Origin of the sequence: Streptomyces sp. NBC_00102, assembly GCF_026343115.1 — a bacterium.
In the GTDB taxonomy this organism is placed as follows: domain Bacteria; phylum Actinomycetota; class Actinomycetes; order Streptomycetales; family Streptomycetaceae; genus Streptomyces.
The window spans coordinates 6,307,846-6,313,845 of record NZ_JAPEMC010000001.1 but is presented as its reverse complement, the minus strand read 5'-3'; the positions used below and the strand labels follow the sequence as shown (position 1 = coordinate 6,313,845).

2 protein-coding genes and 1 pseudogene are annotated in these 6,000 nt (G+C 69.0%); all 3 read right to left on the bottom strand.

The window, feature by feature from the left end:
* Nucleotides 1-151 precede the first annotated feature (151 nt).
* Nucleotides 152-1,528 carry an IS1380 family transposase gene (locus OHA55_RS27635; RefSeq protein WP_266710368.1) on the bottom strand — a complete coding sequence of 459 codons (1,377 nt, stop codon included), beginning with the start codon at nt 1,526-1,528 and terminating at the stop codon, nt 152-154.
* A 1,526-nt stretch (nt 1,529-3,054) separates the two neighbouring features.
* Nucleotides 3,055-3,156, bottom strand: a pseudogene (locus tag OHA55_RS27630) (3-oxoadipate enol-lactone hydrolase); the annotation flags it as partial.
* A gap of 306 nt (nt 3,157-3,462) precedes the next feature.
* The gene (locus OHA55_RS27625; RefSeq protein WP_266710367.1) at nt 3,463-5,805 is read right to left on the bottom strand and encodes a helix-turn-helix domain-containing protein; all 2,343 of its coding nucleotides are present in this window, start codon (nt 5,803-5,805) and stop codon (nt 3,463-3,465) included.
* Nucleotides 5,806-6,000 lie beyond the last annotated feature (195 nt).

The window sequence follows — 6,000 nt, the reverse complement described above, 5'->3', positions numbered from 1 at the left end:
TCATGATGGGCCGCCGACGGAGTCGGTGGCCCATTTCGTTGCTGGTGGCCGCAGTTGGGCAGGCCGGGGGCCCGAGTGTCGTGTCGGGTGGACGCCGGGTTCCACTGCTCCGGGATGGAACGTCTCTCGCGGGGATGGGCGGATCTGCTGCTCAGCCGGGGTTCGGCAGCGCGTCGAGACGCTCGATCGCGTCCGTGATGACGTCGGTCCAGGGCCAGTGGCGTGCGAATCTCAGGTGCCGGCGGCGGGCGGTGGTGACGATCTGGGCGGCGGCGGAGAAGAGGCGGAGCCGCAGCCGGCGTGGTTCCCATCTGCGGGCGTCGCCGGTCAGGGCGAGCATGGGCATCCAGGCGAGCAGGTCCAGGGCGAGCTGGACGATCTCCAGCCAGATCCGGTTCTGTGCCGTCTTGTGGAGGGGCAGGTTGCGCAGGCCGGTGGCGCGGGCGGCGCGGATGCGGTCTTCGGCGCGTGCCCGTTGGCGGTGTCGTAGTTCGAGTGCGGCTATCGGGCTGTTGGCGGTGTTCGTGGCGAACGCGGTCAGCCGCAGTCCGTCGGCGTCGGTGAACCGCAACTGGGCGCCGGGGTGCGGGCGTTCTTTGCGGACGATCAGCCGCATGCCTGGCGGCCAGCCCTTGAGGGTGTCGCCGCCGAGTTCGGCGACCCATGCTCCGTGCCGGATCTCGCCGTCGGGTTCGACGGCTGGTGTCCAGGCGGTGGGCGGAACAGTGAGGACGGCCTGGTGGATGTGGTCGGTGATAGTCATGCCGACCGAGTACGACAGCCACCTGCCGCGCTGGGCGAGCCAGGCGGTGAACTCGTGGGTGCCGCCGGCGGAGTCGGTGCGGATCAGTGTCCGGCGTCCGCGCCGGTACTTCTTCGGGAGCTGGGCGAGGGCGAGCCGGGCGGTGGTGATGTGGTCGGCGGCGGTGTTGGAGCCCGCGTTCCCGGGCCGCAGGAGCGCGGCCACGGGTTCCCCGGTCCCGCCTTTCCCGTGGTCGACGAACGCCGTCAGGGGATGGTGTCCGAAGGATTTCTTCCAGGTCGCGGTGGCGTCCTGTTTCTCGGAGTGGGCCAGTACGAGCACCCCGTCGATGTCCACGATCACCTGCCCGCCGGCGTCCGGGGCCGACGGACCGGCGAGTCTCCAGACGTGTTCGCGGGCGTGGGCCCGTGCGGTTCGGATCGCGTTCAGTGCTGTCGGCCCGGCAGTGGCGAGGGTATCGATGAGGCGGGAGACGGTGGGATCCGAGGCGACCGCACCGAACACGGCCGGTTCGGCCCGCAGCATGCCCGCGTCCGCCAGACAGTCTCCACCGAGCGCGACCGCGAGGGCGACGTCCAGCAGGATCTTCCCCGGATCATGCACCGTCCGCGGCTTGCGCCACGGTGTCAGCGCCGTCGATATCGCCTGATCCAGACCGGACTTGCGGACCGTCTCCACCAGCAGGACGCCTCCCGCTTGCGAGACCACCGTGCGTCCACCGCCCCCGACGCGAACACGAGGATACGAACCGATACGCTTCTTCACCTGGGAAGTGCCTCCGACGGTGGCAGGAACAAGGGCCTCAACAATCCTTATTCTTGCTGGTCAGAGGCACTTTTCGTTTGCCTGACCACCCGTCGGACACCAGGCTTCACGAAAGCGCGAGGTTAGCCAAACCGGCGATCCCGGGCACCATTGAACATCCACCGCCACGTCCTGCCCGCACGCCGAAGGGTACTTGCCGACGAGTACGCACCACGCGCAACACGTGAACGACCAGCGCGTTGGTCCGACCTCGTGCCGCCGCGCACCTGACCCAAAGAGCTTATCGCGCGTTCAACCGCCATACGGTTCGCACCCTTCGGGCGGCGGCGTGACGGATTACGGGTTTGCTCCGCTGCAGCAGACACACAGAAGCTGTTCCGCTGCCGCAGGAATGCCGTGCACTCCTCGCACTCGATACGGTTAACGACGATCGAGGACCGAGCAGGCCGGATATACCGCGAAGACTTCAGCAAGGTTCGGCACGAAGCCCTCGCGGGCTAAGGGCTTGCCGGAGAACAACATGTGGGCCAACAGCGCGCTGACCTGCGAGCGCAGGTCGCAGAACCCGCAGGTTATTTCCCGGCAAACCCTTAGCCGCCATGATGATTGTCAAGAACAGCAATCCGGGACCGACCCACCGACCTTGCGGAAGTCACCAGCTAACCACGCGAGACTGAAACTGGCCAATCTGAAATCCCCCTCGCTCATCCCGCAGGCAGAAACGCACCTAATAGGGAGAATGGCTATTCGCGAGGGTATCCTGCGCGACTTACTCTACCAAGGCGACAGCACTCACTACTCGCTACCCGAATGCCGCGACTGGCGAATAGCCGGTAATCACCCGCGACCCGCGAATAGATCACTTAGTTCGAACGTAGCGCAACATCCATAACTCTCCTGAGGAACTAATTGCACAACCAGATAACCGACTCCACGAATATCCCGTACAGCCTCGCACGAATCCGTACCACCTGGAGCGGAACGGGAACCGTGGCGGACGCCTCGAAAGCGCTTGGCTTCTCACGGTCAAAGGGATACGCGTTGGTTCGCTGCGGCGGCTTCCCGTGCCGCGTCATCAGGGTTGGCCGTTCCACTCGGGTCATCACCGCTTCCCTGCTACGCGTGCTGGAGAGCGGCGAACCCGAATACAACGATCCTCCCGACAAGGATTTGACAGACCGCCGCCCGCTCCAAGTGGGAGATCACCGAGAAAGGAAACTCTCAGTAGCAAATTGAGTAGCCGACCATTCAACGTTTCGGCGCCAGCATCACTGGAAGTTGTGCCCCTCGGCCGGCCGCAGCGGGAGCAAATACGCGTCCTCCTTGCGATCGACGCCGCCGCCTCCAGCACCGCGCCCTACGTCTCTCCAGGAAGCCCCACCAGGTCCCGCCCGGTGGGGCTTCTTCGCGGCTCAGCTCTCACGCAGCTCTCACAGACCACGCGGACGCCCTCGCACCACAAGACCCTGACCTGGCACTACGCGTCTGACTTGCACCAACTGGACACCGCTGGACGGCCTTTACAACATGTGCCATGTGGTACCCAGGGAGGGTCCGATCACCAGGACCGGGGCGTCTTCTGGCCCGTCGAAGCGGTATTGGAGGGTGTTCGATGATGTCTCGCTCACCCGCCCGACCCCCTCATCTCTCACGATCTCTCACAGAACCGGGGCGGCTCTACCGGTTGCGGCCCTTCGTCCGGGAGGCCCCGCCGCCGGCCGCCCGGCCGGACGCCCGTGGAGCCCGTCCCACGTGGCGGCGGCGCGCAGGTCCTCCACCCCAGGCTTCACGTAGTGCCGCTTGGTGGTGTTCACGTTCTTTGTACCTCGTCTGGTCCGCGCGGTGGTTGGGGCACCGGACCTCGGCCAACCTGCATGCGCAGGGGGCACCGGTTCCACGACGCGGGCGGCGGTCGCATCGGGGAACGAGGCGTCTCAGCCGGTCGGCCGGGTGGTGGTGAACCCTGCGGTGACGTGGCGCAGTTCGTCGGCGGCTTCGCGCCGGCGGGGATTGTTCAGCCCGACGAGGGTGCGGTGCGCCGTGGTCAGCGTCGCGTGGGCTTCGTGGTGGCGGTTGAGGTGGCGCAGGGTGATGCCGAGGTCGAGGCGGACGGGTTCGCTCCAGGCAGGCATCCGGCCTGCTTCCCAGTGGGCCAGGGCGGCACGCAAAAGGGGCTCGGCCTGGCCCCATTGTCCCAGGGCCATGAGATCGCTGCCGAGGTTATGGCGGGTCTGCGCCAGATAAGAGGCAACGAGGTCGTGGGGTGTTCCCGGCACTCCGGCGAGGCAGAGGGCTTCGCTGCGCCGGTGGATGACCAGGGCCTCGTCGGCACGGTCGGCATGGCGCAGGTGCTGGCCCAGGGTATTGAGAATGGTGAGTTCGGCGAGGCGGACTTGCGCGTCCGTGTGGTCCCTGAGGTGGGTAGCTGCTTCGCGTAGCCGGACGATTGATTCGTCGGTCCGTCCGAGCCGGCGGAGTGCTCCTGCCGCGTAGCCCAGGGCCCACCCGGCTTGGAGCTGGTCCGCGGCCTCGTACGCCGCGGCCAGGGCGGCTTGTGCGGCGGCCAGGGCGGCGGGGTAGTCGTGGAGGCAGAAGTTGTGGGCCCAGGCGAGGTAGTTGAGGTGGACGGCCTCGTCGCGCCTGTTGCCGAGCGCGCGGGCGGAGTCGACGGCCCGCTGGAACACCTCTGCCCACAGCTCCCAGTGCGCGGTCACGTCGGAGAACCAGTGCATCGCTTCGGCGGCGTCGATGACCTGCTGATGCCGGCCTGCCGCCTGGGCCCGGCCCAGGGCGGCGAGCCACTGGGGCTGCTCGGCTTCCAGCCAGATCCGGGCCTGCTCGCGGTCGGCGGGGGCGGTGGCCGGGTCGGGGTCGCCTTCGGGCGCGTCCTGGTGGTGGTCGGCGTCGAAGCGCAGTGCGGCGGTGGTGGCCCGGCGCATGATCCAGTGGGCGGCCCGGTCCTGGGCGGCGGTTATCTGCGTGGGATCGTCCTCCTCGGCCAGTTGTTCGGCGGCGAACAGGCGCAGGAGGTCGTGGAAGCGGTAGCGGTCGGCGGTGGGGTGGGGCTGGAGCAGTCCGGCGTCGGTCAGCTGTTCGGTGCAGCGGGCGGCCTGGCGCGGGGTCATGCCTGCCAGGAGGGCCGCGGTGGTGGGGCTGAAGTCGGGGCCGCAGGCGAGTGAGGCGCGGCGGAAGACGGTGCGGGCGGCCGGGCCGAGCTGACGGTAGGACAAGGCGAAGGCGGCCCGTATCTGCAGGGAGCCTGCCTGCAGGGTGTCCAGGCGGCCCCCGTGTGCGGTGAGCTGGGTGACGAGTTTGGCCAGGGTCTCACTGGGCCGGGAGGCCAGGCGCTGGGCGGCGATGCGCATGGCCAAGGGCAAGTACCCACAGAGTTCCGCGAGGTCGCGGGCGGCCTGTGTCTCCCGCTCGACCCGCTCCGACCCGATGACGCGGGTGAGGAGTTCGACCGCTTCCTCCCGGCGCAGCAGCGCCAGCTCCGTGCGGTGGACGGCTTCCAGGCCGGCCAGCGAGCGGCGGCTGGTGACCAGGGTCAGACAGGGTCCGTGGCCGGGCAGTAGGGGGCGGACCTGGTCCTCGTCGGCGGCGTTGTCCAGGAGGAGCAGCACCCGGCGCTCGCGCAGCACCGAGCGCAGTAGACCGCTGCGCTCATCGGTGGCGGCCGGGACAGCGGTCTCGGCCACACCGAGCGCGTGGAGGAGCCGCGCGAGCACCTCGCGCGGCGGTGTGGGCTTCGGGTCCATGCCGCGCAGGTCGACGGCGTACTGCCCGTCCGGGAAACGCGGAGCCAGTGCATGGGCGGCGTGCACGGCGAAGGCGGTCTTGCCCAGCCCGGGCTGCCCGCAGATCACGGCGACGGGCGGTCGGGCGGGATCGAGGCGCTCGGCCAGGACCCGTAGCCCCGCCAGGGCGGGGCCGCGGGCGGTGAAGTCCCAAAGATCACGCGGCAACGCCAGCCCGTGAGCAGCCGCCAACCCCGTGCCCGGCCCTGTCCCGGCCGACGCCCCGGGCCCCGTCCCACGGAGGTTCCGCGGACGACCCGACCGGGCAGCGTCCTCCAGCTCGTGGCCGACAACACCATCCACTCCCAAGGCCGCCACCAACGCTTCCACCGTGCGCTGCCGCGGCCCTCGCGTCCGCCCGCGCTCCATGTCCGACAGCGCCCGCACACTGATCCCCGCCCGCTGCGCCAACTGCTCCTGGCTGATGCCCGCTCCCGTGCGCAGTGCGTGCAGCCGCTCGCCGAACCTGTTGTCGCTCACAGCTGTCGTCCCCCTGGTCCGTGTGGCCCGGCCGGAACGGCATGCCTACCGGTAGTTCTCACCGGCAGAAGTATGCGGGGCGCTCCATCCACCGGTCGAACTTCCTGGTCCCCCCGACCTGCACTGGATTGGATGAGGCGTGTCGGGCGCGGCCCCCGTGCGCTTCCTGTACAGGGGGAAGACGCCGGGGCGCCG